At 70.9% G+C, this 24,088-nt stretch carries 26 protein-coding genes; 12 read left to right on the top strand and 14 right to left on the bottom strand.

Annotated features, from left to right (window positions below; genetic code table 11):
• Positions 1–72 precede the first annotated feature (72 nt).
• Positions 73–588, top strand: coding sequence for an LppU/SCO3897 family protein (locus tag ACWEMY_RS19265; RefSeq protein WP_375933790.1), 516 nt, complete (start codon positions 73–75; stop codon positions 586–588).
• Positions 589–617: 29 nt separating this feature from the next.
• Here the strand turns inward: ACWEMY_RS19265 and ACWEMY_RS19260 are convergent, their stop codons facing one another.
• Positions 618–2,918, bottom strand: a complete 2,301-nt coding sequence (locus tag ACWEMY_RS19260) for a helicase-associated domain-containing protein (RefSeq protein ID WP_452391122.1) — start codon at positions 2,916–2,918, stop codon at positions 618–620.
• Between the two features lie 83 nt (positions 2,919–3,001).
• Here ACWEMY_RS19260 and ACWEMY_RS19255 point away from each other — a divergent pair, with 83 nt between their 5' ends.
• Positions 3,002–3,193 carry a hypothetical protein gene (locus ACWEMY_RS19255; RefSeq protein ID WP_278264671.1) on the top strand — a complete coding sequence of 64 codons (192 nt, stop codon included), beginning with the start codon at positions 3,002–3,004 and terminating at the stop codon, positions 3,191–3,193.
• A gap of 66 nt (positions 3,194–3,259) precedes the next feature.
• On the opposite strand, the gene ACWEMY_RS19250 is transcribed toward ACWEMY_RS19255, so the two are convergent.
• Both ACWEMY_RS19250 and ACWEMY_RS19245 read right to left on the bottom strand, forming a co-directional pair.
• On the bottom strand, positions 3,260–3,868 hold the full coding sequence (locus tag ACWEMY_RS19250) for a transglycosylase family protein (RefSeq protein ID WP_452391121.1): 609 nt from the start codon (positions 3,866–3,868) through the stop codon (positions 3,260–3,262).
• A gap of 333 nt (positions 3,869–4,201) precedes the next feature.
• Positions 4,202–4,417 (bottom strand): hypothetical protein, encoded by a 216-nt coding sequence (locus ACWEMY_RS19245; protein WP_375933799.1) that lies wholly within the window; start codon positions 4,415–4,417, stop codon positions 4,202–4,204.
• A gap of 162 nt (positions 4,418–4,579) precedes the next feature.
• Between ACWEMY_RS19245 and ACWEMY_RS19240 the strand changes: the two genes are divergently transcribed.
• Entirely contained in the window at positions 4,580–4,999 is a 420-nt protein-coding gene (locus ACWEMY_RS19240; RefSeq protein ID WP_375935683.1) for a cold-shock protein, read from the top strand.
• 40 nt (positions 5,000–5,039) lie between these two features.
• On the opposite strand, the gene ACWEMY_RS19235 is transcribed toward ACWEMY_RS19240, so the two are convergent.
• From ACWEMY_RS19235 to ACWEMY_RS19225, 3 genes are all read right to left on the bottom strand, one after another.
• A complete protein-coding gene (locus ACWEMY_RS19235; RefSeq protein ID WP_452391120.1) occupies positions 5,040–5,555 on the bottom strand; it encodes a DUF2771 domain-containing protein in 516 nt (171 codons plus the stop codon).
• Positions 5,552–7,327, bottom strand: a complete 1,776-nt coding sequence (locus ACWEMY_RS19230) for an MFS transporter (RefSeq protein WP_452391119.1) — start codon at positions 7,325–7,327, stop codon at positions 5,552–5,554. The genes ACWEMY_RS19235 and ACWEMY_RS19230 overlap by 4 nt, the downstream gene beginning before the upstream one ends.
• A 67-nt stretch (positions 7,328–7,394) precedes the next feature.
• Positions 7,395–8,171 carry a glutaminyl-peptide cyclotransferase gene (locus ACWEMY_RS19225; RefSeq protein ID WP_452391118.1) on the bottom strand — a complete coding sequence of 259 codons (777 nt, stop codon included), beginning with the start codon at positions 8,169–8,171 and terminating at the stop codon, positions 7,395–7,397.
• Positions 8,172–8,188: 17 nt separating this feature from the next.
• Here ACWEMY_RS19225 and ACWEMY_RS19220 point away from each other — a divergent pair, with 17 nt between their 5' ends.
• Together ACWEMY_RS19220 and ACWEMY_RS19215 are read left to right on the top strand one after the other, a co-directional pair.
• Positions 8,189–9,478 carry a DUF3027 domain-containing protein gene (locus tag ACWEMY_RS19220; RefSeq protein WP_452391117.1) on the top strand — a complete coding sequence of 430 codons (1,290 nt, stop codon included), beginning with the start codon at positions 8,189–8,191 and terminating at the stop codon, positions 9,476–9,478.
• A 5-nt stretch (positions 9,479–9,483) separates the two neighbouring features.
• Positions 9,484–12,333, top strand: coding sequence for a sacsin N-terminal ATP-binding-like domain-containing protein (locus ACWEMY_RS19215; protein WP_452391116.1), 2,850 nt, complete (start codon positions 9,484–9,486; stop codon positions 12,331–12,333).
• A 1-nt stretch (position 12,334) separates the two neighbouring features.
• Here the strand turns inward: ACWEMY_RS19215 and ACWEMY_RS19210 are convergent, their stop codons facing one another.
• Positions 12,335–12,961: a TetR/AcrR family transcriptional regulator gene (locus ACWEMY_RS19210; protein WP_375933816.1), complete on the bottom strand. Its 627-nt coding sequence runs from the start codon at positions 12,959–12,961 to the stop codon at positions 12,335–12,337.
• A gap of 117 nt (positions 12,962–13,078) precedes the next feature.
• Here ACWEMY_RS19210 and ACWEMY_RS19205 point away from each other — a divergent pair, with 117 nt between their 5' ends.
• Positions 13,079–15,118, top strand: a complete 2,040-nt coding sequence (locus tag ACWEMY_RS19205) for a neutral/alkaline non-lysosomal ceramidase N-terminal domain-containing protein (protein ID WP_452391115.1) — start codon at positions 13,079–13,081, stop codon at positions 15,116–15,118.
• Here the strand turns inward: ACWEMY_RS19205 and ACWEMY_RS19200 are convergent.
• On the bottom strand, positions 15,115–15,375 hold the full coding sequence (locus tag ACWEMY_RS19200) for a DUF2530 domain-containing protein (protein ID WP_452391114.1): 261 nt from the start codon (positions 15,373–15,375) through the stop codon (positions 15,115–15,117). The two genes, ACWEMY_RS19205 and ACWEMY_RS19200, sit on opposite strands and share 4 nt — an antisense overlap.
• Before the next feature lie 68 nt (positions 15,376–15,443).
• Between ACWEMY_RS19200 and ACWEMY_RS19195 the strand changes: the two genes are divergently transcribed.
• Positions 15,444–15,875 carry a MarR family winged helix-turn-helix transcriptional regulator gene (locus ACWEMY_RS19195; RefSeq protein ID WP_452391113.1) on the top strand — a complete coding sequence of 144 codons (432 nt, stop codon included), beginning with the start codon at positions 15,444–15,446 and terminating at the stop codon, positions 15,873–15,875.
• Here the strand turns inward: ACWEMY_RS19195 and ACWEMY_RS19190 are convergent, their stop codons facing one another.
• The gene (locus ACWEMY_RS19190; protein WP_375933830.1) at positions 15,876–16,277 is read right to left on the bottom strand and encodes a YccF domain-containing protein; all 402 of its coding nucleotides are present in this window, start codon (positions 16,275–16,277) and stop codon (positions 15,876–15,878) included.
• Positions 16,278–16,302: 25 nt separating this feature from the next.
• Here ACWEMY_RS19190 and ACWEMY_RS19185 point away from each other — a divergent pair, with 25 nt between their 5' ends.
• On the top strand, positions 16,303–17,106 hold the full coding sequence (locus ACWEMY_RS19185) for a TrmH family RNA methyltransferase (protein ID WP_452391112.1): 804 nt from the start codon (positions 16,303–16,305) through the stop codon (positions 17,104–17,106).
• Positions 17,103–17,405 (top strand): DUF2537 domain-containing protein, encoded by a 303-nt coding sequence (locus tag ACWEMY_RS19180; protein ID WP_375933836.1) that lies wholly within the window; start codon positions 17,103–17,105, stop codon positions 17,403–17,405. The genes ACWEMY_RS19185 and ACWEMY_RS19180 overlap by 4 nt, the downstream gene beginning before the upstream one ends.
• On the opposite strand, the gene ACWEMY_RS19175 is transcribed toward ACWEMY_RS19180, so the two are convergent.
• From ACWEMY_RS19175 to serC, 3 genes are all read right to left on the bottom strand, one after another.
• On the bottom strand, positions 17,406–18,128 hold the full coding sequence (locus ACWEMY_RS19175; RefSeq protein WP_375933839.1) for a DUF6928 family protein: 723 nt from the start codon (positions 18,126–18,128) through the stop codon (positions 17,406–17,408).
• A gap of 51 nt (positions 18,129–18,179) precedes the next feature.
• The gene (gene sepH, locus ACWEMY_RS19170; RefSeq protein ID WP_452391111.1) at positions 18,180–19,217 is read right to left on the bottom strand and encodes a septation protein SepH; all 1,038 of its coding nucleotides are present in this window, start codon (positions 19,215–19,217) and stop codon (positions 18,180–18,182) included.
• A 291-nt stretch (positions 19,218–19,508) separates the two neighbouring features.
• On the bottom strand, positions 19,509–20,630 hold the full coding sequence (serC, locus tag ACWEMY_RS19165; RefSeq protein ID WP_280345863.1) for a phosphoserine transaminase: 1,122 nt from the start codon (positions 20,628–20,630) through the stop codon (positions 19,509–19,511).
• 159 nt (positions 20,631–20,789) lie between these two features.
• Here serC and ACWEMY_RS19160 point away from each other — a divergent pair, with 159 nt between their 5' ends.
• The gene (locus ACWEMY_RS19160) at positions 20,790–21,470 is read left to right on the top strand and encodes a hypothetical protein (protein ID WP_452391110.1); all 681 of its coding nucleotides are present in this window, start codon (positions 20,790–20,792) and stop codon (positions 21,468–21,470) included.
• A gap of 36 nt (positions 21,471–21,506) precedes the next feature.
• On the opposite strand, the gene ACWEMY_RS19155 is transcribed toward ACWEMY_RS19160, so the two are convergent.
• Both ACWEMY_RS19155 and ACWEMY_RS19150 read right to left on the bottom strand, forming a co-directional pair.
• The gene (locus ACWEMY_RS19155) at positions 21,507–21,944 is read right to left on the bottom strand and encodes a GbsR/MarR family transcriptional regulator (protein WP_452391109.1); all 438 of its coding nucleotides are present in this window, start codon (positions 21,942–21,944) and stop codon (positions 21,507–21,509) included.
• Positions 21,938–22,747 (bottom strand): alpha/beta fold hydrolase, encoded by an 810-nt coding sequence (locus ACWEMY_RS19150; RefSeq protein ID WP_452391108.1) that lies wholly within the window; start codon positions 22,745–22,747, stop codon positions 21,938–21,940. The genes ACWEMY_RS19155 and ACWEMY_RS19150 overlap by 7 nt, the downstream gene beginning before the upstream one ends.
• 117 nt (positions 22,748–22,864) lie before the next feature.
• Between ACWEMY_RS19150 and ACWEMY_RS19145 the strand changes: the two genes are divergently transcribed.
• Both ACWEMY_RS19145 and ACWEMY_RS19140 read left to right on the top strand, forming a co-directional pair.
• Positions 22,865–23,398 (top strand): helix-turn-helix domain-containing protein, encoded by a 534-nt coding sequence (locus ACWEMY_RS19145; protein ID WP_452391107.1) that lies wholly within the window; start codon positions 22,865–22,867, stop codon positions 23,396–23,398.
• A gap of 226 nt (positions 23,399–23,624) precedes the next feature.
• Entirely contained in the window at positions 23,625–23,900 is a 276-nt protein-coding gene (locus ACWEMY_RS19140; RefSeq protein WP_452391106.1) for a hypothetical protein, read from the top strand.
• Positions 23,901–24,088: the final 188 nt, after the last annotated feature.

Raw genomic sequence — 24,088 nt, 5'->3', positions numbered from 1 at the left:
CCATGGTAGCGGCCTTGGGTATCGTCACCGGCGGTCATATCTGCCTGAACCGTTCGGTGAGTGAGGTTTTCAGTGTTCATCCCAGGAAAGCGACTGCTGGCACGGCTCGTGTTCGCCCCCGTCGCCACGGTCGCGCTGGTCGGAGCGGTCGTGGCCTGCTCCTCCGGTGACGACTCGTCCACCTCGGCCGGTGCGGTCGCGGCCGGTTCGTGCGTGCAGGTCACCGACAACACCGCCGACGCGATGGTGGCCACCGTCGCGGACTGCTCGTCGAGCGCCGCCGCCTACCGCATCGCCTCCACCGGCGCCGCGCCGCTGGACTGCGACGCCGACGCGGCCACGTTCAACGGAACCGTCGGCGACACCAAGACCGGACTGTGCCTGACCCCGAACTTCGCCGAAGGCCAGTGCTACACGGACGCGGGAACGCGCCCCGCCGAGTCGATCGCCTGTACGGCCCCGGAGGCGTCGTTCAAGGTGGTCAAGCGGATCGACGGCGAGACCGACGAGCTGCTCTGCGGCGCCGACGCCACCCAGTTCCGAACCGTCCCCGACCCGAAGACCACCTTCTGCCTCGCCAAGCCGTAGTCACACGCTGATCGGTGGCCCTTTCGGACTCAGTCCAGGAGGGCCACCGAGGCGATTCGGTGGAGGGTGAAGTGGCGGGTGGCGCCGGTGACTGGGTCCACGGCGTCCAGTTGGCCGTTGCCGACTCGGAGGGGTTCCACGACGCGTTGGGTGGCTACGCCCTGGGCGTCGACGTAGGCGATGTTGACGGGGCGGCGGACGCGGGCGGCCAGTTGTAGCAGGGCGAGGGTGGCGGCGGTGCCGGTGCGGGTGCCGTCGCTGCGGACGGATTGGCCGGTGCGGGCGCCCGCGGCGCGCTCGCCCGCGCGTAGTTCGGTGACGAGCTGGGCCAGCTGGGTGTCGCTGGGCGAGCTCGGTCGATAGGGCCTGCGGGCCAGCGGGCGCACGGCGATACGGGCGCCGCGCGGGCGCAGGTCGACGATGGCGCCGCCGGAATCCTCGCCCGCGGGGGCGAAACCGGCCGCGCGCAGTTGCTCGAGCAGTTCGCCGAGGGGGGCCTGGGCGATGGCGACGGTGGGGGCGATGGCGCGCAGGGCCAGGGTCTCGGCGACGGGAGCGGCGAGGACCTGGGCGAGCAGGGCGGGGTCGTCGCTGCGCAGGAAGGACTGGGCCATCCCGGCACGGAGCTGGCCGTGGCGGCGGGCGACATCGTCGATGAGGTAGGTCAGCGACTGCGGGACCGGGGTGCGCGAGTGGGTGGCGAACAGGGCGTGCAGTTCGGCGGCGGTCAGGCCCGCGTCGAGCGCGCGGCGCACCGAGGCGTCACCGACCCGGTAGACCGTGGCCGCGCCAGCCGACTCCACATCGGCCACCAGCGCGATCCGGCCGCGCAGTTCGGGGACGAGCGGACCGGGCGCGATCACCGTCAGATCCGCCTGCACCAGCACGTGATCGACCGGTTCGGGCAGCGCGGCCGCCATCTCCGCCTCGGCATCGGCGACGCTGGTGTCGGCGCCGTGCAGCAGCGCGCGGGCCGCCGAATCCAGCGCACCGCGTCCGAGCAGGCCCACGGTGGCGGCCTCGGCCAGCGTCGCGGTCACCGCGTCGAGCCGGAAGTGCCTGCGCCGCCGGGGCATCCGCCAGGCCAGCAGCTTGCCGATCTCGGCGGGGGTGAGGGCGCTGCCGCTGGGGAACTCGGCCAGCAGCGCGAGAATCGCGTGCCGGTCGCGCACGGCGTGCGGAATCCGCAGCTCGGCCGACAGGGCCGCGATCGGCTTGTCGGCGGCGTCGCGCAGGCCGATCATCCACGGCATCCGGTCCAGTTCCAGCCACGCCTGGGCGAGCACCACCCAGCGGGTGGCGGGCGGGGCGTCGGACCAGGCGTCGGCGGCGGGGGTCGGGGCCCAGAAGTCGTCGGTGGTGTCGAGATCCGGTGGCGGCTCGGGCAGCCCCTTCTCGACCAGTTTGGCGGCGGCGAGTAGCTCGAGCAGCAGGCCGGTGCGCTGTTCGTCGACGCCGGTCTGCTTGGCCAGCCTGCGCAGTTCGCGCACGCCGAGCCCACCCGCGCGCAGGGCGGGGGCGGGCAGCTTGCCCAGTGCCTCGAGCAGATCCGCGCAGTCACGCAGCAGCTCGCCCACCTCGCCCGCGCCGACCGCGTTCACCTCGGCGGGCGGATTCTTGACCGGCGACGGCTTGGGCGGGGCCAGCGCGTGCGGGTCGGTGACGGGTTCGCCGCGCAGTAGCTGACCCACCGTCACCGGCAGTTCCACGGTCTCGTCGTCGATCCGGTGCAGCAGCCGCGCGGCCAGCAGCCGCTGCACCGGACGGTCGGCGGGGGTGCCCGGTGCGGCGTCGCGGGTGCGGCCGCGCGGGCCGGTGGTGGCCAGTTTCTCCAGCAGCGCGCGCTCGGGCGGACTCGCCTGCGCCAGCGCGGCATTCGCCTCGGGTTCGGTGAGCGCGTCCGGCAGCGCGGTGGTGGCGCCCAGCGGCCAGGGCAGGGCCTCCACGGCCGACGGGGTGACGTGCAGGTCGTCGCCGGTCTGCCAGACCAGCGCGCGGTCGAGCAGCCTGGTCAGCGCCGCGGCGAAGGCTGTCTTGGTGACCCGGTCCTTCAGCTGCGCGTGCAGGGTCGCGCGGGCGAGCGGGGTGAGCGCGGTGCCGATGGTGCGGGCGTCGTCGTTGGCGGCGAGCGCCTCGATGATCGCGAACTCCAGCGTGTCCAGATCGTCGGCGGCGCGCAGCACCGAGGCGCGCTGCTGGGCGCGCACCGCGAGCACCGACATCGAGGCGGGCAGCGGCACCGCCAGATCGGGCCGCAACTGCAGCAGTTTCACCAGCTGGGCGTCGGTACGCGCACCGAGCCAGTCGGCGAGGGAGTCCGTCGCGATCATCGGATAAAGCCTACCGTTCGCGGCCGGGAAGCTGCTGTGCCAGCCGCGATCGAGCCCGGTGCCACGTGTGCCAGAATGAGGCCGTGGTGAACAAATCGAAGAAACCCTACGTCGACAACGGCTGGCCGCAGGTGGCCGACGGCGAGCACGCCGTGACCGAACTGTCGTCGACCCGCGCCGGTAACCTCTCGCCCTTCGGCGAGGAGACCGAGTTTCCCGTCCCGGCCTCGCAGCTGCCCTACGTGCACCCGCAGACCACCATCAACCGGGTGTAAATCGGACGGGAAAGACAAGAGCCCGCATCCTTCGAGGATGCGGGCTCTTGTTGTCTGCGGGGGCGATCAGGAGGGCAGCAGGCCCTTGTTCGCCTGGAAGAAGTCGATCACGGCCGGGTCCAGCTGCGAACCCTTGGCGTTGGCGACGAAGTCGAGCGCCTGCTGGGGCACCGCGATGCCCTGCTGCTGCACGACCTCGAGGGCGCGGTCCACGGCCTGGAAGACTTCCTGGCTCGGGTCCTGCACCTGCGGGACGCTGACCTCGGGGACCCAGCTCGGGGCCGACGGCGCGATGCGCTCGGTCGGGCCGCTGCTCAGGCCGAGCTGAGCCGAGCAGGAGGGCCAGGCACCCCAACCCTGGGAAGCGAGAACCTTTTCGGCGACCGCGATCTGCTGTTCGCGGGTGGCCTGGTTGGCTGTGGCGGCGTACTCGCCACCACCGTGTGCGTTCCAGGTGGAGGGGGAGAACTGCAGTCCGCCCTGGTAGCCGTTGCCGGTGTTGATACCCCAGTTGCCGCCGGCTTCACACTGCGCGAGGCGATCCCAGTCGGAGTCGGGGGCCGCGCTGGCGTTTCCGGCGAGGGCGGCGGCTGCGGTGCCGAAGATCGCGCCGGTGACGGCGACCTTGGCAGCAGTGCGCCCGGTGGAAGTCGGCTTGCGGTGGCGTCCACTCATATCGGGTTTCTTCCTCTCGTGCGCACCTGCATGTGGTCCGGACTGAGAGGTCTCCCGGTCCGCCCTCACCCCTGATTCCAATCGGGGTCCGGTACCCGCGGGGTGAGGTTCGGTGCGGCGGGCCGGTGGTTCCGGGGTTTGCCCCGGCTGCCAGAAACGGTACGACGCCCAGCGGCGAAAGTCACTATTTGGTAACCGGCGGGTTCCGGGGTGTCTCGGGGTGGTCTCAGGGTGATCCCCGAGGCGTCCGCGCTGGTAGTCGGCACGCCGGGTGTTCGCGACGGTTGCACGCTCAGTTCGTTACCCCGCTGTTATGTGACGAAGGTCACATGTTTAGCGGGCTCGGCGTCCCGACCACAGTGCGAACACCAGTGCGAGCAGGAAACCGACCGGGGCGAGCATGGCGAGCAGGTACAGCCACAGGCCCGGCTCGCTGTCGGACACGATCGACCACACGAAGATGCCGATCACCGCCAGGATGCCGATCCCGAACAGGGCGACGGCCAGTTGCAGCAGGCGATCGCTTCGACGCCGAGGTGAGTTGGTCACTGGTGCACCGTAAAACTGATGTGCTCGCGGTATAGCCACCGGGGTAGACTCTGAGCACATCGCGTCCCGCCATGTTGTGGGGCGCGTTCTTTTCGCGACAACGCAGGACCGACTCGAACCGCAGGGGTTCGGGTGCCGAATGACGATGAACGGGTGAGTGCAGTGCCGACCGGCCGGGTGAAGTGGTACGACGTCGAAAAGGGCTTCGGCTTCCTTTCCCAAGACGAGGGCGAGGACGTCTACGTCCGTTCCTCCGCGCTACCCGAAGGTGTCGAAGGGCTCAAGCCCGGGCAGCGCGTCGAGTTCGGCATGGCCGCGGGTCGTCGTGGTCCGCAGGCGCTGAGCCTCAAGCTGCTCGAGGCGCCGCCCAGCGTGCGCGGTGAGCGCTCGTCGGCGCCCGCCCGCAAGGACGCCGGGCCGCGCAAGTCGCCCGACGAACTGCACGGCCTCGTCGAGGACATGATCACGCTGCTCGAGACGAAGGTCCAGCCGGACCTGCGCCGCGGCAAGTACCCGGATCGCAAGCTCTCCCAGCGCATCTCCGAGGTCGTCCGGGCCGTAGCCCGCGAACTCGACCACTGAGACGAATCGGCCCCGGACCAGTGTCCGGGGCCGAGCTGTCTCACGGCTCCGGGGTGACGATCGACCAGGCCGCGTGCGGGATGTAGGTCTCGCGGCCGGTCGCGGTGTCGCGGGCCAGGATCGGGAGCTGGACCTCGATGCCGACCAGGCGCAGGTCGGGTTCGGGCTGGGAGTCGACGGTGATGGCGCGGGCGCCGTCGGGGAAGTCGGCGAAGCTCAGCACGCGGTCGACCTGTTCGCCCGTGGGGCGCTGGTAGATGAGCTGGATCAGCCACGGCGACCCGGAGATCTTCTCGGGCAGCGAGAGCTGCACCGGCAGGCCGGAGGGCACCGTCAGCGGGGTGGTCTCGCCGTAGCGGCAGTCCTCCATCCGGACCGTGCAGTACATGAACGGCTCCACGGTGACGGTCTCGCCGTAGGCGTACGCGGTGATCTGGGGCTGGTAGGCGGGTGCCTTCGACGCCGCGATCCCGACCCACACGGCCGTCACCACGGCGACGGCCAGCAGGCCCGCCGCGGCCAGGGCCAGGGTCGTGCGAACGTTGAGCTTGCTCACCGGATGGGGTCTCCTGTCCCTCGCGGAACCGTGCCGGGACCTGCCCGGAACGGATGGGTTGTCGGTACTTCCTGCTCGGCGTGCTGCGGGCGGTTTCCGCCCAGACCCGGCAGCAGCGAATGTCCGGTGTAGCTGGCGAAGGTCTGCACGAGCCCGGCCACCAGCACCACACTGATCACCGCGAAACCCTTCCAGAACTCGATCGGCAGCAGCACACCGGCCGCGCCGCCGACCACCCAGCTCAGCTGCAGCACCGTCTCCGAACGCCCGAAACCGGAGGCGATCGACTCCGGCGGCAGGTCGTCCTGGATGGCCGCGTCGAGGGAGACTTTGGCCAGCGCGCTGGCCGCCGAGGCCACCAGCGCGGCGAACACGGCCCCGAACAGATTGCCGGTGAACACCGCGAACAGCGCCACCCCGGCGCACGCGGCGGTGCAGCCGAGCACCACCAGCGACGGCCTGCCCAGCGGCAGCCGGGCGCCGGTGGCATTGCCGCCGAAATTGCCGAAGCCCGCCGCCGCGCCGACCGCGGCCAGCATCGCCGCCTGCTCGGTGGGACTGCCGCCCGAGCCCTTGGCGACGAAGGCGATGTAGAAGGTCAGGAAGCCGGTGAGCACCCGGATGGAACTGTTGCCCCACAGCCCGGTGACCACCGCGCGCCCCAGCGGCTGACGGCGTTTCCTGGCGGGCACGGCCGACAGCTCGCCCGGATCGAGCACCTCGGTGCGCGCGTCGGACCCGTGATAGCTCAGCGTGGCGGGCACCTCGCCCTCGGTCACCTCGACCCACGACGGAATCCGCAGACTCAGATACGCGCCGGTCAGCGCGATGGCGACGGCGAAGATCAGCGCGCCGGTGGAATCGGCGATCAGGGCGGCCAGCGCGGCCAGCGCGCCCGCGCCGATGGTGCCGCCGACCAGGCCGAACACGGTCAGCCGGGAGTTGGTGCGGACCAGGTCGATATCGGGTGGCAGCACGCGCGGGGTGACCGCGCTCTTGAGCACCGCGAACGATTTCGAGCCGACCATCATGCACAGGGCCAGCGGATACAGACCCCAGGTGTCGATATTGAAGATGAGCAGCACCGCGAACCCCGCGCGCAACCCGAAGGTGGTGGCCAGGGCCAGCCTGCGGCCGCGTTGCAGCCGGTCGAGCAGCGGCCCGATCAGCGGGGCGATGATCGCGAAGGGGGCGATGGTGATCAGCAGATACAGCGCCACCTTCACCTTCGACTCGGCGGTGGCGCTGGCGAAGAACAGCGTGTTGGCCAGGGCGACGGCGATCGCGGCGTCGAGCGCGAAATTGGCCATCGTGGCGTAGGTGAGCGCGGTCAGGCCGGACTGGTCGGCGCCGTCGGCCTTGGCGGCGCGCTGGAAGGTGGCGATGCCGCGCTCGGTGAGTTCGCGGCTGCGCATGGCGGCGACCCGGGTGACGGTCAGCTTGCGCGGAACGCGCTGCCGGATCTCCTCGGGCTCGGCCGCGTCGTCGGGCCGGGGGAGCGGGCGGGTGCGCGGCGGGCCCGGCTCGATCGGGCGCGGGTCGGGCTTGCGGAAGTCGCTGGTGGGGGCGTCGTCCTCGCGGCCGCCGCCCCGGAAGCGGGCCGTCGGGGGATCGGGGCGGGGGAAGACCTTGCGCGGAGCGCGCCGCGGTTCCGGGTCGCCCGCGCGGGGCGGGTACTGCCCGAAGCCGGGGTGTCGGCCGGGCGGGGCGCCCGCGGCGGTGCCGTCCCGGCGACCACGGTCGGGACCCGATGGTTCGCGGGGCGTAGTCACAGTCCAATTCTGTCGCACGCGGGCGACAGGCGTTCACTCGCGGCGCGGCGGTGTCGGACACAGCGTGCTATTTCGGGACGAAACGGACCTCGAAAAGGTGCGGCCAGTACTTGCCGGTGAGCAGGAAGCGGTCGGTGCCCGGCAGCTGCGCGATGCCGTTGAGCACATCGGTGCGTTGGCGTTCCTCGGTGGTGAGCAGCCCGCCGGCCTCGATCACCCCGGTCACCCGGCCGGTGCCGGGATCGATCCGCAGGATCTCGTCGGTCGGGTAGTTGTTGGCGTAGACGGTGCCGTCGGCGGCGCAGTCGAGTTCGTTGGGTTTCGGGTCGCGGTAGCCGGTCAGGGTCACCGAGCCGGTCTCGGCGAAGGTCACCGGGTCGCGGAAGGTGAGTTTCGGCGTGCCGTCGGACATGATCAGCCGGTCCGGCTGCGCGCACAGGCCCCACCCCTCGCCCGGGTAACCGACCCGGCGGATCTCGGCCAGCGTGACCGGATCGCGGGCGATGGCGATCTCGTCCTGCCAGGTGAGCTGCCAGACGATGTCGCCCGCCTTGGTCATCCCCTCGGCGAACAGGCGGCCCGGCAGATCGACCCGCGCGGTCTCGGAACCGGTCGCCTGATCGGCGGCCCGCGCGCTCGACACGCCCCACATGCCGGTGCTTTCGTAGCGGACCCCGTCGACCACCTCGAGCCCCTGGGTGAAGGCCCGCGGATCGTGCGGTGACGAGCCGATCACCTCCACCCGCAGCCGCTGCGGCGCGCCGGCGCCGGGACCGCTACACGCCCCCACGCCGAGCAGGCTGACCAGCACTACGACGGCCAACGAACTCCGATTGCACTTCATACGGCAAAATGTATGCCGTGAGCGCAGTATCTGTTTCGGAGTCCGGCGTGCGTCCCGTTCTGGCCGATGCGGCCGAAGTCGCACGTCGAGCGCTCGTCGAACTCGAACCCCACGGGGTCGGAGTCCATCTGGGGGTGACCGCCGAAGACGAGACGGCGGCCACCCACCGCTTCGAGGCGAGCCTGCCCGGCTACCGCGGCTGGCAGTGGGCCGTCGTCGTGGCCGCGCCGCCCGGTGCGGAATCCGCGACGGTGAGCGAGTCGGCGCTGCTGCCCGGCCCCGACGCCCTCATCGCCCCCGACTTCATCCCGTGGGAACAGCGCGTGCGCCCCGGCGACCTGGGCCCCGGCGACCTGCTCGCCCCGCCCACCGACGACCCGCGCCTGGTCCCCGGCTACGTGGCCACCGGCGACCCCGTCGTCGACGACGTCGCCCGCGAGGTCGGCCTCGGCCGTGTCCAGGTGCTCAGCCTGGAGGGCCGCGTCGACGCCGCCCAGCGCTGGTACCTCGAATACGGCCCCGACACCGAGATGGCCAAGGCCGCCCCCTCCACCTGCGGCCTGTGCGGCTTCTACGTCCCCCTGGCCGGCGCGCTGCGCGAATCCTTCGGCGTGTGCGCCAACGCGATGGGCGCGGACGGACACGTCGTCCACCTCGAATACGGCTGCGGCGCGCACTCCGATGTGGTCGCGCCGAGTGGGAACGGTTCGCCCCGGTACGAGGCGTTCGACGATCACGCGGTGGAGTACGTGCAGGTGCGCGCGGCGGCGCAGTCGGTGGGCGAGCAGCCTTCCGACGAGCCGTCGGTCGGTGAGCAGGCTCCCGCCGAGCCGTCGCCGACCGACCAGGAGACCGCCGAGGCCGAATCCGTCGAAGCCGCTGCCGCCGAGCAGGTGGCTCTGGCCGAAGGCGCCGCGCCCGAGTCGGCCGCCGAGGTCGTGGCGGCGGAGTCGCAGACGGCAGACGTCGGCGATCCCAGCCCGGCTGAGGAAGCGGCCGCTGCCACTCAGGGCACCGACGCACCGGCCTCCAGCGAGACCGCGACCGACCATGCCGCTGTTGCCGATCGAGCTGCGGGCGCGGAGTCTGGAGCCGAATCCGATCAGGCTGCCGGCGAGTCCGGACAGGCCGTCACCGAGTCCGGACAGGCCGTCACCGAGTCCGGACAGGTTGTCGGCGAGTCTGATCAGTCCGGCTCTGACCAGGCCGACCACGCCGAGCAGAGTTCTGACGCGCGCAATGCTGTCGGCGGAGATGCCGAGGTGCCCGCGGTCGAGGTGGAGCACGGATCGCCGGTGGCGCGCTGAACGGAGTGGGGGATCCGTTCGGGACGGCGGAGCTGCGGGGTGGTGTGCTCGCCGCGTGGCGGGATTCGCCGACGCGGCTGCGGGAGGACAGCGCGAGTGAGGGTGATCTGGTGGCCGCGGGCTACCGGGATCGGCTGCTCACCGAGCTGGCGCAGAACGCGGCCGACGCGGCGGCCAAGGCTGGTGTCGCCGGGGCGGTGAGTGTGCGGGTGCTCGACGGGCGCCTGCACATCGCGAATACCGGTGCGCCGCTGGATGTCCCGGGTGTGCACGCGCTGACGGCCCTGCGTGCCTCGGGCAAGGGTGATGCCGCGCAGGTCGGGCGGTTCGGGGTCGGGTTCACGGCGGTGCGGTCGGTGGGCGACGAGGTCGAGGTGCGCTCGACCACCGGGTCCATCCGTTTCTCGCGGACGGCCACGCTGAACGCCTTGCACGACAACGGGATCACCGTCCCGGATGACCTGGCCGCTCTCGCACCCCCGGTGCTGCGCCTGGCCTGGCCCGTCCCGACCACCCCGCCCGCGGGTTTCGACACCGAGATCGTCATCCACCTGCGCGACGGCATCGACGCCGACGCACTCCTGGGCGCCATGCGCGCCGAAGCCCCCGACCTGCTCCTGGAACTGCCCGCCCTCCAGCGCATCCGCATCGACGAAGACGAATTCGCCAGCGCGGTAACCACTCTCGGCGACCTGGACGAACTGTCCGTCACCCTCCCGTCCGGAACCACCCGCACCTGGTGGCAGTTCCGCACCGAACGCGCCCGCTGGCTGCTCCCACTGCACCACGGCCGCCCGACCCCGGCGGCCCCGGACGTCCTGCGCGCCCCCACCCGCTCCGACGAGGAACTCTCCCTCCCGGCCCTCCTCGTCGCCGACACCCCCATGCAGCCGGACCGCCGCCGCCTGCTCCCCGGCGCCCACCTCGCCGAAATCGCCTCCGGCTACGCCGATTTCGCCCGTGCCCTCCCGCCGAAAGACCGCCTCACCCTGGTCCCGGCCCCCGGCTTCCCCCGCAGCGAAGCCGACACCCTCCTGCGCGAAGCGATCATCACCGAACTCCGCACCCACCCTTGGCTCCCGATCTGCGCTGCGAGCCACGACACCTCACCCGAACAGGGCGGTCTCGACTGGGAGACCACTCTCGGCGCATCCGGCGAAACCCCGGGCGAGATCGACGAGCCGACACCGGACGACCCGCGACGGTCCGCCCTCGCCATCCCCACCCGCGCGACCGTCTTCCCCGATCTCACCCCGGAACTCGCCCCGCTCCTCGCCGAGATCACCGGCCCCCTGCTGATTCCGGAGCTCTCGGGCCGCGAGCACCAGGACAGACTCTCCGTCCTCGACGTCCACCGCCTCGGCCCCGCCGCGCTGGCCGAGGCGACGAGCGGCCTGGATCGCGAACCCCGCTGGTGGCAGCGGTTCTACGCGGCGCTGGAACCCTTCGTCACCGATTCGCGGATCGCCGAGGAGCTGGGTGCCCTGGCCGTCCCGCTGGCCGACGGCCGGGTGGTGACCGGCCCGCGCACCGTCGTGCTCGACGACCAGCTCACCGTCGCCGTGCCGGTGCACTGGGCCCGCCTGGTGCACCCGGAGGCCACCCACGCCCTGCTGTCGCGGCTGGGCGCCCGCAGCGCCTCCGCCGACGATTTGCTCGCCGACCCCGGGCTGCGTGACCTGCTCGACCAGGACCCGGCCGACCCGGACACCGTCGCCGCCGTCCTCCAGCTGACCCCGTTCGCCTCCGCGCACGACCTACCGCACTGGCTCGGCCTGCTCGAACTCCCCGACGACACCGGCGAACTGCGCCCCGCCGACGAACTGCTGCTCCCGGACGCCCCGCTGTCCACCGTGCTGGCCGAGGACGCCCCGTTCGGCACCGTGGCCGCCGCGACCGTCGCCGAGCACGGCGAAGCGGCGCTGCGCGCGATCGGCGTCGGCTGGGACTTCGCGGTCCTCACCGAACCCGACCCGGTCGGCCCCGATCACGACCTCGACGACGAACACGACTGGTGGGACAGCCTTTCCGAGGACCCGCGCGAGCTCACCGCCGTCCGCGATCTCGATCTGGTCGACGACGACCGCTGGGCCACGGCCCTGCGCCTGCTGCTGGCCGACCCGCGCACCCGCGCCCTGCTCGCCGACCGCGACGGCTATACCGCCTGGTGGCTGCACCGCCACGCCCACCTCGACGGCATCGCGCTTGGCCGGCTGCGCCACCCCGACGACACCGAATTCGCCGGTCTGCTCCCGGCTTTCCCCGCCGAGGGCTTCGACGCCAGCGATCTCGACGCCCTGCGCCCGCTGCTGGTGCGGCCCGAGGTGATGTCGGCCGCGCTGGCCGAGGAACTGCTCGACGCCCTCGCCGACCCCACCAACACCCCGGCCCCCGAGGTCGTCGCCCGCACCCACACGCGACTGGCCACCGCCGTCGCCGAGGGCACCCTCGATCCGCGCGATCTCGACCTGCCCGACCACGTCCGCGCGCTGTCGGGCGAGGTCGTCGCGGCGAGCATGGCCATGGTGCTGGATCAGCCCAGCTTCGGACTGGTGGTGCCCGCCGGGCAGCTGGTGGCGGGCGGGCCCGCCGAGGCCCTGGCCACCCTGCTCGATCTGCCGCTGGTCTCCGAGGAGGTCAGCGCCGAGATCCTCGGGGCGGGCAGGCGGACCAGCTGGGCGGCCGATCCGCTGGGGGTGGTGTTGCGTCAGCTCTGGTCACCGCCGGACACCTCCGGCGACCTGGTGCTGCACGAGACGCTGGAAGTGCATCTGCGCGGCGCGATCACCGGCACCGTGCGGGTGCCGTGGTGGAGCGCCGACGGCGCGGTGCACGTGCAGGTGCCGCGCGGCTGACTCAGTTCGCGTGCGTGGCGACCATGGCCGCGAGCAGGTCGAGCTGGGTCTGTACCGACTCGCTGTCGTCGTCGACCAGCCAGCGCAGCACGATCCCGTCGATCACGGCCAGGCTGAACCGGCTCAGCTCGGTGACCGGGGTGGTCCAGGTGGTCTCGGTGGCCTCGCGGCAGTGGTCGAGCACATCGGCCACGGTGCTGTCGTTGAACCCGTACTGGTCGCGCGCGATGGCGATCTTGGCGGGGGTGGCCTCACCTTCGCGCAGCGAATAGGTGGTGGTCTCGTAGGTGAGCAGCTGACGTTCGGGGGTGGCTTCGATGTTGCGCCACATCAGTTCCAGCGCGCGGCGCACCAATTTCTGAAGCGCTTCTTTTCCGGTTCCGACGTCTTCCCACACCGACTCTTCGGCGTCCACCGAATCGCGCAATTCGATCGAGAGCGCTTTGACCAGCTCGGTCATCAGCGCGTCCTTGTTTTCGAAACAGTAATGCACCACTCCGAGCGAGACGCCGGCCGCTTGGGCGACATCGCGCGTGGTCACGCCCGCCACGCCCTTTTTCTCGGCGAGACCGATCGCTGCCTCGATCAGGTGGGCTCGTCGTTCTTCGACGCTCAATCGGGAGGACACGTGTGCGAGTTAAGCGCTCGCGTCGCAAACAGTCAATTCGCCGATCCGGCCGAAATCCTGGACATGCGACCAGTTGTGTGGTTTTCTCCGGAGCGGAAGTAGCGAAGGAGTCGCCTGATGTCCGTGTCCCGCCGCGCAGTACTCGCCGCGTCGGCACTGAGTGTCACCGCCGTGCCACTCGTGCCGACGCTGAGTGCGCCCACCGCCCGCGCAAATCCGAAAAGCGACGGGTTCGAATTCGGAACGGGGATCGCCGATCTCACCGGACCGGCCGCGGAATGCGGCATGATGGGCTATTCCCAACTCGAGCAGACCACTGCCGGAATTCATCTGCGTCCCCGCGCGCGGGCATTCGTCATCGGTTCCGGCGAGAATCGTATCGCGTACGTGGCGGTGGAGAACGGCGCCGTGTTCGGTTCGGTGCACAGCGGGGTGCTGCTGGCACTGGCACACCGTTTCGGTGATCGATACACCGAACGCAATGTCGTACTCACCTCCACCCACACCCACGCGAGTTGTGGTGGCTCGGCGCACGATTACGCCTACACCCTGGCGACCCTCGGATTCCAGCGGCAGGTCTACGACGCGGAGGTGGCCGGCATCGTCGAGGCGATCGTGGCCGCCGACGCCGACTACGCGCCCGGCACCATCGCGGTGGGCCGGGCGCGCTTGCACGACGCGAGCGTGAACCGGTCGCGGGTCGCCTTCGACCGCAATCCCGCCGAGGATCGCGCGGAGTTCCCCGATGCCGTCGACCCGGCGGTGACGACGCTGGTCTTCCGGCGCGCGGGCCGCGAGGTCGGCGCGCTCACCTGGTTCGCCACCCACAACACCTCGATGACCAATGCCAACCGCCTGATCAGCGCCGACAACAAGGGTTACGCCAGCTACGCCGCCGAACAGCTCGAACACGGCGTGCGGCACCTGGACGGCAGGCCCGACTACATCGCCGCCTTCGCCCAGACCAATGCCGGTGACATGTCGCCGAACCTGAACCTGCGACCGGGAGACGGGCCGACCACCGACGAGTTCGCCAACACCCGCATCATCGGCGAACGTCAGTACGCGGCATCGAAAGCGGCTGCCGGACAAGCGGTTCCGATGGGCGGCGCGGTCGGTGCGCTGCTGTGTTACGTCGACTTCGCCGACCTGGCCGTCGACGGGCGCTTCACCCCCGACGGTGCCCCGCGCCGCACCTCGCCCGCCGCCGCGGGTGTCTCGCTGGCCGCGGGCAGTGTCGAGGACGGCCCCGGCCTGCCCGGCGGGCCGATTCCCGAGGGCGTGCGCAATCCGATGGTCGATTTCCTCGGCGGCATCGACCATCCGCATCCGGCCTGGCTGGCCGACGCGCAGGCGCCCAAGGCGATCTTCGCGCCGCTGGGGCTGCTGCCGCCGGTGCCGTGGGTGCCGAATGTGGTTCCGGTGCAGCTGGTCCGGATCGGTGAGCTGTATCTGGCCGCGGCGGGCGCGGAGTTCACCATCGTCGCCGGGTTGCGGGTGCGGCGCGCGGTGGCCGCGGTGCTCGGTGTCGCGGTGGAACAGGTGCTGCTGCAGGGTTACGCCAACAGCTACCACGAGTACGTGACGACGCCGGAGGAGTACGACGCCCAGCAGTACGAGGGAGCCTCGACGCTGTTCGGGCGCTACACCCTGTGCGGCTATGTGCAGGAATTCACCCGGGTGGCCGAGGCGTTCGTGGCGGGCGCGGCGCTGGGCCGCGGTCCGGCGCCGCGCGATGTCTCCGCGCTGCAACCGAACTTCGCCACCACGCCGGGTCCGGACGCGGCACCGCCGGGGCGCGCCTTCGGTGACGTGCTGGCGCAGCCGGTCGACACCGCGCGCGGTGACCGGGTGACGGTCGAGTTCGTCTCGGCCCATCCCAAGCACAATCCGCGGCGCGGGGACACCTTCCTCGAGGTGCAACGCCGCACGGGTGCGGGGCAGTGGGTGCGGGTGGCCAACGAGGGTGAGTGGGATGTGCGGTACCACTGGAGCTCGGGCGGGGCGGCGATCTCGCTCGCGAAATTCACCTGGGACATCCCCGAATCTGTCGAGCCGGGTTTACACCGCTTCGTGCACTACGTGGACGTTCTCCAGGGGGACGGCACCCTGCGGCCGGTCGTCGGGACGAGCGCGGAGTTCCAGGTCAGCGCCTAATCGGTCTGCAGGCCGACCTGGGCGCCCTTGTCGCCGCGCCGGGCCGACCGGCGCTGCGCGAGGAAGATCGAGGAGCCCAGCGCGCCGACAGCGAGCCCCATCAGGCAGACCGGCCGGGCGTCGGCCAGCGCCGGGACCAGCCACGACAGGACGGTGGCGACGATCCAGGCGGCGAATCCGGCGAGCACGACCGGGCGTGGGTCGACGAGGAATCGGGGCAGGTGCGGAATCTCGGGGGTGACGCGTCCGGCTTCCATACCCAAACAGTAGCCGGGTGAAACCCGATCTGGCAGCCGGACGTACCGTAGAGTTCTGCACTGTGACAATGCCATCCGACGTCCGCGCCCTGGCCGGTGACCTCTCACTGGCGATCGTGCGGCTCACGAGACACCTGCGCGGCCGCCGTACCGACGCGCAGATCTCGCTCACCCAGCTGTCGGCACTCGCCACGCTGGCGCGCGACGGCGCGATGACACCGGGCACCCTGGCAGGCAAGGAACGCGTGCAACCGCCGTCGATGACCCGCGTCATCGCCTCGCTGTCGGACCTGGCACTGGTGGATCGCCGTCCCCACCCGACCGACGGCAGGCAGATCATCGTCTCGCTCACCCCCGCGGGCCGGGCGCTGATCGCCGACGAGACCCACGCCCGGGAGGCGTGGATGACCGAGCAGCTGGCCATGCTCGATCCGCAGCAGCTCGCGGTGCTGGATCAGGCGGTCGCGATCATGAACCAGATCGTCGCCGGATCGGAGTGATCACAGCTGGGCGCGGGCGTCGTCGGAGGAGACCACCTCGTGTCCGAGGGGGAACAGCGCCAGCGGCACCAGCTTGAGATTGGCCCAGGCGAAGGGCAGGCCGATGATCGTGATCGCCAGCGCGATGCTGGTGGTGATGTGGCCCAGCGCCAGCCACCAGCCCGCGAAGACGAACCAGATCACATTGCCGATCAGCGAGCCCGCGCCCGCGCTCGGCTTGCTCACCACCGTGCGCCCGAACGGCCACAGCACGTAGCCCGCGTTGCGCAGCGAGGCGACGCCGAAGGGGATGGTGATGATCAGGATGAAGCAGATGATCGCCGCCAGCAGATAGCCCAGGGCCATCCAGAAGCCGCACAGCACCACCCAGAGAATGTTCAAGATCAACTGTACGACCTTCATGTGTCCAGCATGCCAGGATGAGCGCGTGGCCGCAGTGATAGACATCGACGATTCCGCCGACCCCCGGGTCGACGACTTCCGCGATCTGTCCTCCGCCGATCGCAGACCCGACCTGCCCGGCCGCAAGGGCCTGGTGATCGCCGAGGGTGTGGTGGTGGTCCAGCGCATGCTCGGCTCCCGCTTCACCCCCAGCGCGCTGCTCGGAGTCGCCAGACGCCACGAGGCGCTGGCCGAGGACCTCGCCGGCCGCGACATCCCGTACTACCGCGCCACCGCCGAGGTGATGGCCGAGATCGTCGGCTTCCATCTCAATCGTGGCGTGCTCGCCGTCGCGCCACGGCCCGCCGAACTCACCCCCGAGGAGGTGCTCGACGGCGCGCGCACGGTGGCGGTGCTCGAAGGCGTCAACGATCACGAGAACCTCGGCTCGATGTTCCGCAACGCGGCGGGCCTGGGCGCGGACGCGGTGCTGTTCGGCGACCGGGTGGCCGACCCGCTCTATCGCCGGGCGGTGCGGGTCTCGATGGGCCACGTGCTGCGGGTGCCGTTCGCGACCCTGCCGACCTGGCCCGGCGGGCTGGAGCTGTTGCGGGAGCGCGGCTTCCAGATCATCGCGCTGACCCCCGACCCGTCGGCGGTGAACCTGGCCACGGCCATGACGGGGGAGAAGGTGGCGCTGCTGCTCGGCGCCGAAGGCCCGGGGCTCACCGAGGAGGCCATGCGCGCCACCGATGTGCGCGCCCGGATACCCATGTCGCCGGGGACCGATTCGCTCAATGTCGCCACCGCCGCCGCGATGGCCTTCTACGAGCGGGTGCGCACCTCGTGAAGCCCGACGGTCCCTATCGCGCGCAACCGGATTCGGTGCCGTGGGCGGCCGGGTGCACCGTCATCGCGCTGGTCGCCGTGCTCGCCGCCGTCGCGGTGTACGCCTTCGGCACCGCGCTGGCCGCGGTGCATCCGCTGCTCGCCGTCGCGGTGAACGCGGTCGCGGTGCTCGGGGTGGCACCGACGGCGTGGCGGTGGCGGTACACGCCGGTGGTGCGCTGGGTGCTCGCCGGGGCGGCCGTCGGCCTGGTGCTCGGCTGGCTGGCGATCTTCGTCGACGAGCTCAGCGGCCTGCTGTGATCAGCGCACCCGGTCGCCGCCGCGCAGCCAGCCGAACAGCCCGTGCCTGGCGCGCGGTTCGGCGGCGGGCCGCGGCGCGGGCTCGGGTGCGCGTCCCTTCGGGTACAGCGTGAAGCCGCACACGGCCAGCGAACCGGGGGTCAGCTCCTCCTCGCCCGACCCGAGATAGCGGAAGCCGAGCCACTCGTCGTTGGCGGCGTCGGCGAATTCCGGCGGGTCGAAGGGCAGCGACCGCGGTTGCGGATGATCGGCCCCGCGCCACGGCACCGGATGCTCCCCGGCCCAGTACTGCCGCTCCCACACCATCGGCAGTCCCTCGTTCTCGAGGATGTCGACCCGGGTGGAGCTGAACGAGCGCCGGAACTCCCCACGCTCCCACTGCGCGAACGCGCCCCAGTGCACCCGGTCGTCGAACGACACCAGGAAGGTGTGCTCCGAGGCCAGCGGCCGCACCAGCAGATCCGGCAGTTTCGTCGGCTCCACCAGGGCCGCCTCGGCCGTGCACACCACGGTCAAGCCGGGATAGCAGCCGATGTAGACCTCGTCGCGATCCGGTGCCGCGCAGCCTTCGAGCGTGCCGATCGTGATCGGGCGCACGTCGTGCTCGCTGTAGAGCTGCCCGGCCAGGGCCGCGGCGGCCTCGGGATCGGGGTCGGGGCCCTCTTTCAGCACCGCCATCGGGTCGGCGGTGTCGATGTACCAGAGTGTGGAAGCCGATCGCATGAACCCACCTCCTGTCCCGCCGTGCCGGAATCCGGCTCGGGACCCGCGGTGCTAGTGGCCGGAGCTGCGGACGCCCAGCAGGACGTCCTCCCAGGACGGCATCGGAGCCTTGCCGCGCTTCGGGCGGGCGGGCTTCGGCGCGGGCGGGTCGACCGGCACCGGCTCGTCGGCCGTCGGCTTGTCCTGCTGGGCCACCGGCTGACTCGGGACCGCGGGCACCGGCGCGGCCGCGGGGGCCGCTGCCGCCGGGACGGGCGCGGGAGCCGCTGCCGCCGGGACGGGCGCGGGAGCCGCCGCGGGGACCGGGGCGGCCGGAATCGCCGCCGTGCCACCGCCCGCGGCGACCTGACGCTGCTCGTAGAACTCGTCGAACTTCGGCTGCGGCCGGGCGGCCGGGCGCGCGGTGGGCGAGAGCTGTTCGCGCGGGCGCGGTTCCACCGGGACCGGCGGCTCGACGACGGGCGTGGACGGCTCGGGCAGGATGGTGGCCAGCCCGCGCAACGCTCGGCCGAAGTCGGGGTCGATCAGATCGTTGGCCGGGTCGTCGAGCGGGGAGACCGAGCCGCCGTGCGCGTCGGGCTGGTAGCGCCAGTGCGCGGCGATCTCGGAATGACCGTGCCGCCACTGCAATTGCGCGACCCAGAAACCCTTCTCGTCCTTCCAGGCGTCCCACTCGGCCTGTTCGATGGTGTGGCCGCGCTCGGCGAAGGCCGCGGTGACGATCTCGTGCAGCGTTTCCACCGCGGGGCCGTCGGGCCGCACCGGGTGCGCCTTCTGCGCCAGTTCGGCGGCGCGCGCACGCTCGAGCAGCACCGGGTAGGCGAAACGTTCGACTTTGGTGGCCGGCATGCCGGATTCCGCCTGGACCTGCTCGACGGACGCTCCGGCTCGAATACGGGCCTGGATATCGCGAGGACGCATAGACGCCTCCGTTTCGATCTCGATCTGGCCGAATCGTGCGAGGTCGCCGCGCGCCGCTGCGCGGAGCTTGTCGTCGGCGGGCAGCCGGAACTTGGTACCGGACTCGATGTCGCTGCACACGATGTGCGTGGAGTCGGGCGTCACCCCGATCACTCGAAGTTCACGCACCGTTACCTCCTTATCGCGTCGGCTACGACACCGCCCACTTTCCTAGACAGTAGTGCACATTACTTGCCCGCCGCAGCAGACACGCACGACCGAAATCGCGCACGAGGGCTCCCGCTCCGGCTAATCTGATCGGCTCCCCACCCGAATTCCGGTCCTGTGCAGGGACTTTGGTGATGGATCAACATCATTTAGCGGAGCTCGGGAATGCGAATATTGCGAACACATGGCAAAGCGCCGGTGCGTGGCGGAGCCATTTCTCCGCCGCGCACCGGCGCTGATTGCGGTCTTATCTCAGAGCTGGCCGACGACCCAGTCGATCGAACGGGTCAGCTGCGAAACATCTTCCGGATCGATGGCCGGGAACATGCCGACACGCAGCTGGTTGCGGCCCAGCTTGCGGTACGGCTCGGTGTCGACGATGCCGTTGGCACGCAGGATCTTGGCGACCTGGGCGGCGTCGACCGCGTCGTCGAAGTCGATCGTGCCGACGACCTGCGAGCGGTGCGCCGGATCGGTGACGTACGGGGTGGCGAAGGAGCTCGACTCGGCCCACGAGTACAGGCGCGAGGACGAGTCCAGCGTGCGCTTGACGGTCCAGTCCAGGCCGCCGTTGGCGTTCATCCACTCGATCTGGTCGGCGAACAGCAGCAGGGTGGCCAGCGCCGGGGTGTTGTAGGTCTGGTCCTTGGTGGAGTTGTCGATGGCGATCGGCAGCGACAGGAACTCCGGGGTCCAGCGACCCGACTCCTTGATCTCGGCGACGCGGGCCAGCGCGGCCGGGCTCATGATCGCGATCCACAGGCCACCGTCGGCGGCGAAGCACTTCTGCGGGGCGAAGTAGTAGACGTCGGAGTCGGCGATGTTCACCGGCAGGCCGCCCGCGCCGGAGGTGGCGTCGATGGCGATCAGGGCGTTCTCCGAACCGGCCGGACGCGACACCGGGATGGACACACCGGTCGAGGTCTCGTTGTGGGCCCAGCCGATGAGGTCGACGCTCGGGTCCGACACGGGCTCGGGCGCGCTGCCCGGCTCGGCCGACACGACGATCGGGTCACCGATGAACGGGTTGCCCTTGGCGACCGAGGCGAACTTCGAGGAGAACTCGCCGTTGGTCAGGTGCAGCGAACGCTCGCGGATCAGGCCGAACGCGGCGGCGTCCCAGAACGCGGTGGTGCCACCGTTGCCGAGCACGACCTCGTAGCCCTCGGGCAGCGAGAACAGCTCACGCAGGCCGTTGCGAACGCGCGCGACCACGTCCTTGACCGGCTTCTGGCGATGGGAGGTGCCGAACACCGAGGCGCCCACAGTCACCAGGGACTGCAGCTGCTCCGGGCGGACCTTGGAGGGTCCACAGCCGAACCGTCCGTCGGCGGGCTTGAGGTCGGCGGGAATCGTCGGGAACGCACTGGTCATGCGGGCGAGTTTAGTGGTCGGGGGTTTGCCGTGGTGGTGGTGGGTGGGGTCCTGTGAGACGGACCACCCGCGGCCGGTTACCGGCGAGTCGGGGCAAGGGGTATCGGGAGTGCGGAGAATTTGCCTCGACGCGCGGGCGTAGCGGTCTACTCTTCCGGGATGAGCCTTGTTGTGGCCGATCCGGGGTGGGGCCTGGTCGACCGGATCGTGTGGGCGTTGGGGCGCCGACCGGGGTTGCTGTCGGAGGGGGCGCGGCGGGAGTTGCTGATGCGCGGGATGCCGGCGCAGGCGACGGTGCTGTCGGTGCGGTCGCGGCGCGGTGAGGGCGGGTACCGCTTCTCGGTGCGGGTGCGCGTTCCCGGCGAACTCGCCTACGACGCCCGGGTCCACCAGCGGGTGCGCAGCCAGGACCTGGAGTGGATGCAGCCCGGCGACGCGGTGAGCTGCCGGGTCGACCCCGGCGACCGCGACCGGGTGGTGCTGTATATCCCCGAGGTCCCCGAATCCGGCCGCAGCGCGGCGGCGAAGATCCTCGCCAACGGCCGTCGTGCCGAGGCGACCGTCCTGGCCGTGGCCCCCGTCGCCGCCGACTACACCGGCCGTGACGACCCCATCCTGCGCCTGGACCTGGAGCTTCGCGCCTGGGACGAACCGTCCCCCTGGCGCGTCCGCCTCATCCAGCCCGTGCCCCTGGCCGCCGTCGGCTATATAGAACTGGGCACCCGCCTCGACGCCGCCTTCTTCACCGTCGACCGGGGCGACTCCGTCGCCCTGGACTTCGCTTCCCTCACCCGAGGCGCGTCCGCCGACCGGCCGGACCGTCGACCCGAACCGCGCTGACACTGTCCGCTCGCCCTCGCGGTCTCGACAACAGCCTCACTCCCGCGCACGCTCGCGCAGGACTCGTTCTCCGGCGTCGACATAGGTGGTGAACAGGGTGGTGACATCGCGGAGGCGTCGTGTCGCGGTGTCGTCGGTGAGGGGTTCGGCGGCGCGCAGGGTGCGGATGAAGGCGCGGGTGCGTTCGTGACTGGCGGCGAGGAGTTGCTCGAAGTCGCCCGCTGCTTCCACGAGCAACCGGCGGCTGCCCGGGCTGGGGATGGTGTTGGCCAGACCCCAGGAGACCAGTTCGCGGATGGCGGTGCTGACCGCGCCGGAGCTGAGGGACAGGTCGGCGCGCAGTTCTTCGGAGGTCGACGGGGCGCTGTGCAGGAGCAGATAGCCGTAGACGCGGCCGGTCGCGCGGGGGAGGTGCCAGGTCGCCAGGGTGTCGCCCATGGCGTTGACGAACTGTTCCCGCTCCGGGCTCAGCACGCCAGGTCCCAGTGCGCGAGTGTCCGCAGCAGCACCCGGGAGGTCTCCTCCGGCGCGTCCCAGGTGACGAGATGGCCCGCCCCCGGAATCACCTGCTCCGCAACCCCTTCCGCCCGCGCCCAGCGTGGCATCGCGGTCGCGATGTTGCCCGTCCGATCCCGTGCACCCCGGACCAGCGCGAGCGGTACCGGACACCGATACCCCGGCTCCGGTTCGACGAACGACACCGTCGCCCGCCAGACATCCAGGAACACCCGCTTCGGCATCCGCGCGAAAACCGCCTCGGCCCTGGCGATCGCGTCCGGCGTCACCGCCGAAGCCCGAGCCATCACCCCCGGCAACACCCGCCCCGGGACCACCGCCAGCGACGGCGCCGCCACCCGCAACGCGACCCGCTCACCCCACGTCAACGGCCCCGCGTTCCACGCCGAATCCAGCACCACCAGCCCCGCCACCCGCGCACCGTGCGCCCGCACGAAAGCCTGCCCGATATTCCCCCCGAGCGAATGCCCCACCAGCACGGCCCGCCCAACCCCACACTCCGCCATCAGCGCCGCCAGATCCGCCACCGCATCCACCCCGGCGAACCGCACCCCCGCCCCCAACACCGACTCCCCATGCCCCCGCAGATCCCACGTGATCACCCGATACCCGCCCGCCGCCAACGCCTCGACCTGCGCGTCGAACATGCTGTGATCCATCCCCGCACCATGCGTGAAAACCACAACCGGCCCATCACCCCCACTGTCGGCAAACGCGATCTCCGCCCCAGCCCGCCCCATCCGCCGATCCAGTTTCACCATTCTCTGAATATAGAGCAGATCATGGAGGTGCGCCGCCCGTCGTGCTTCGACAGGGAGCAAGGTAGTATTCGAACGAATCGAACGATATTTCGAAACGTTCGGAACCGAGGAGGTGCGGTGGTCTCGCAACCGCTCGAAGAGCGCACGTTCCTGCCCGAAGATCGTGCCCGGTTGGCGCCGGTCATGAGCTTCCTGGAAGCACATGAGCGCCGGTGGGGCGCCGCCGCGAAGCCGAGCTATGCGCTGGTAGGCACCGACGAGGGGGATCGGATCGAACTTCCCGCCGACGTGCACCAGGCACTCAAACAGGTGGTCGCGGCCTTGCTGGCCGGCCGGGCCGTCACGATCGCGCCGCGCAGCATGACTCTGACCTCGCAGCAGGCGGCAGACCTGCTGGGTGTCAGTCGGCCGACCGTCAAGCGTCTCATCGAGAAGGGTGAGCTGCCTGCCCAGCGGATCGGCACGCGGCACCGGCTCGAACTCGATGATGTCCTCGACTATCGCGAGGTGCGCCGTCGCCGTCAGTACGACGCCCTTGCCGAAACGACAGTCGACATCTCCATCGAAGACGACCCCGCCGATGTCGAGCGTCACCTGCGTGAGGCACGCCGCCTGGCAGCGGAACGGACCAGAGGCAAGCGCAACGACTGAGGGGGATCGGTGTTCGCGGTACTGCTCGATACGTGTGTTCTCTGGCCGAGCCTGCAGCGCGATTTCTTGCTGTCGCTCGCCGTCGAGGGTCTCTACCGACCGCTGTGGTCCGAGCGGACCCCGACTCGTCGCCACGCTGGAGTCACGGTTCGACGACGCCCTGGTTCTGAATTGGGAGCCGCACGAGGGCACCTTCGGGCTACCTGACCACGATGACGAGCACGTCGTGGCGGCGGCGGTTGTCGGTGGAGCCGACGCGATCGTCACCCAGAATCTGCGGGACTTCCCGGCTGATCGCATGCCGGACGGGGTATCGGTTCGGACGGCGGCAGAATTCGCTGCCGACACGGTGGCGGTCTCGCCGGAGACGGCCGTATACGCGCTGCGCACCATGCTGAGCCGATACCGGAACCCGGTCGTCGCGGAGGAGGACGCGCTGAAGATTCTGGTATCCCGCTACGGAATGGACGATGCCGTCGAACTGTTGCGATCCGCTGGTTGAGTTAGCTGGAACAACATTCCGTGAGGTCCTGCCGACCAGGTAGTCGGCGAGGGAAATCGAGTCGGGGCGGGCGGGGTGAAACGGGCGGGCCGACGAGGGGGGAGTGTTTTAGGAGCGGGCGGGGGGGGGGCAGGCCGGGGCGACGGGGGGGGGGGGGGGGGCCGGGGGCGATGGTGGATTCGGTGGTG

The organism is Nocardia sp. NPDC004415, from assembly GCF_053602435.1.
The sequence above is the reverse complement of the archived record's forward strand: the minus strand, read 5'-3'. Positions and strand labels throughout refer to the sequence as shown.

Excerpts from the sequence above, each read along its gene's own strand:
- ACWEMY_RS19150 (WP_452391108.1), bottom strand. The coding sequence starts at position 22,747 with ATGGTGAAACTGGATCGGCGGATGGGGCGGGCTGGGGCGGAGATCGCG.
- serC (WP_280345863.1), bottom strand. The coding sequence starts at position 20,630 with ATGACCAGTGCGTTCCCGACGATTCCCGCCGACCTCAAGCCCGCCGAC.
- ACWEMY_RS19190 (WP_375933830.1), bottom strand. The coding sequence starts at position 16,277 with ATGAAGGTCGTACAGTTGATCTTGAACATTCTCTGGGTGGTGCTGTGC.
- ACWEMY_RS19260 (WP_452391122.1), bottom strand. The coding sequence starts at position 2,918 with ATGATCGCGACGGACTCCCTCGCCGACTGGCTCGGTGCGCGTACCGAC.
- ACWEMY_RS19195 (WP_452391113.1), top strand. The coding sequence starts at position 15,444 with ATGCCATCCGACGTCCGCGCCCTGGCCGGTGACCTCTCACTGGCGATC.
- ACWEMY_RS19225 (WP_452391118.1), bottom strand. The coding sequence starts at position 8,171 with ATGAAGTGCAATCGGAGTTCGTTGGCCGTCGTAGTGCTGGTCAGCCTG.
- ACWEMY_RS19175 (WP_375933839.1), bottom strand. The coding sequence starts at position 18,128 with ATGCGATCGGCTTCCACACTCTGGTACATCGACACCGCCGACCCGATG.
- ACWEMY_RS19250 (WP_452391121.1), bottom strand. The coding sequence starts at position 3,868 with ATGAGTGGACGCCACCGCAAGCCGACTTCCACCGGGCGCACTGCTGCC.
- ACWEMY_RS19205 (WP_452391115.1), top strand. The coding sequence starts at position 13,079 with ATGTCCGTGTCCCGCCGCGCAGTACTCGCCGCGTCGGCACTGAGTGTC.
- ACWEMY_RS19200 (WP_452391114.1), bottom strand. The coding sequence starts at position 15,375 with ATGGAAGCCGGACGCGTCACCCCCGAGATTCCGCACCTGCCCCGATTC.
- ACWEMY_RS19160 (WP_452391110.1), top strand. The coding sequence starts at position 20,790 with ATGAGCCTTGTTGTGGCCGATCCGGGGTGGGGCCTGGTCGACCGGATC.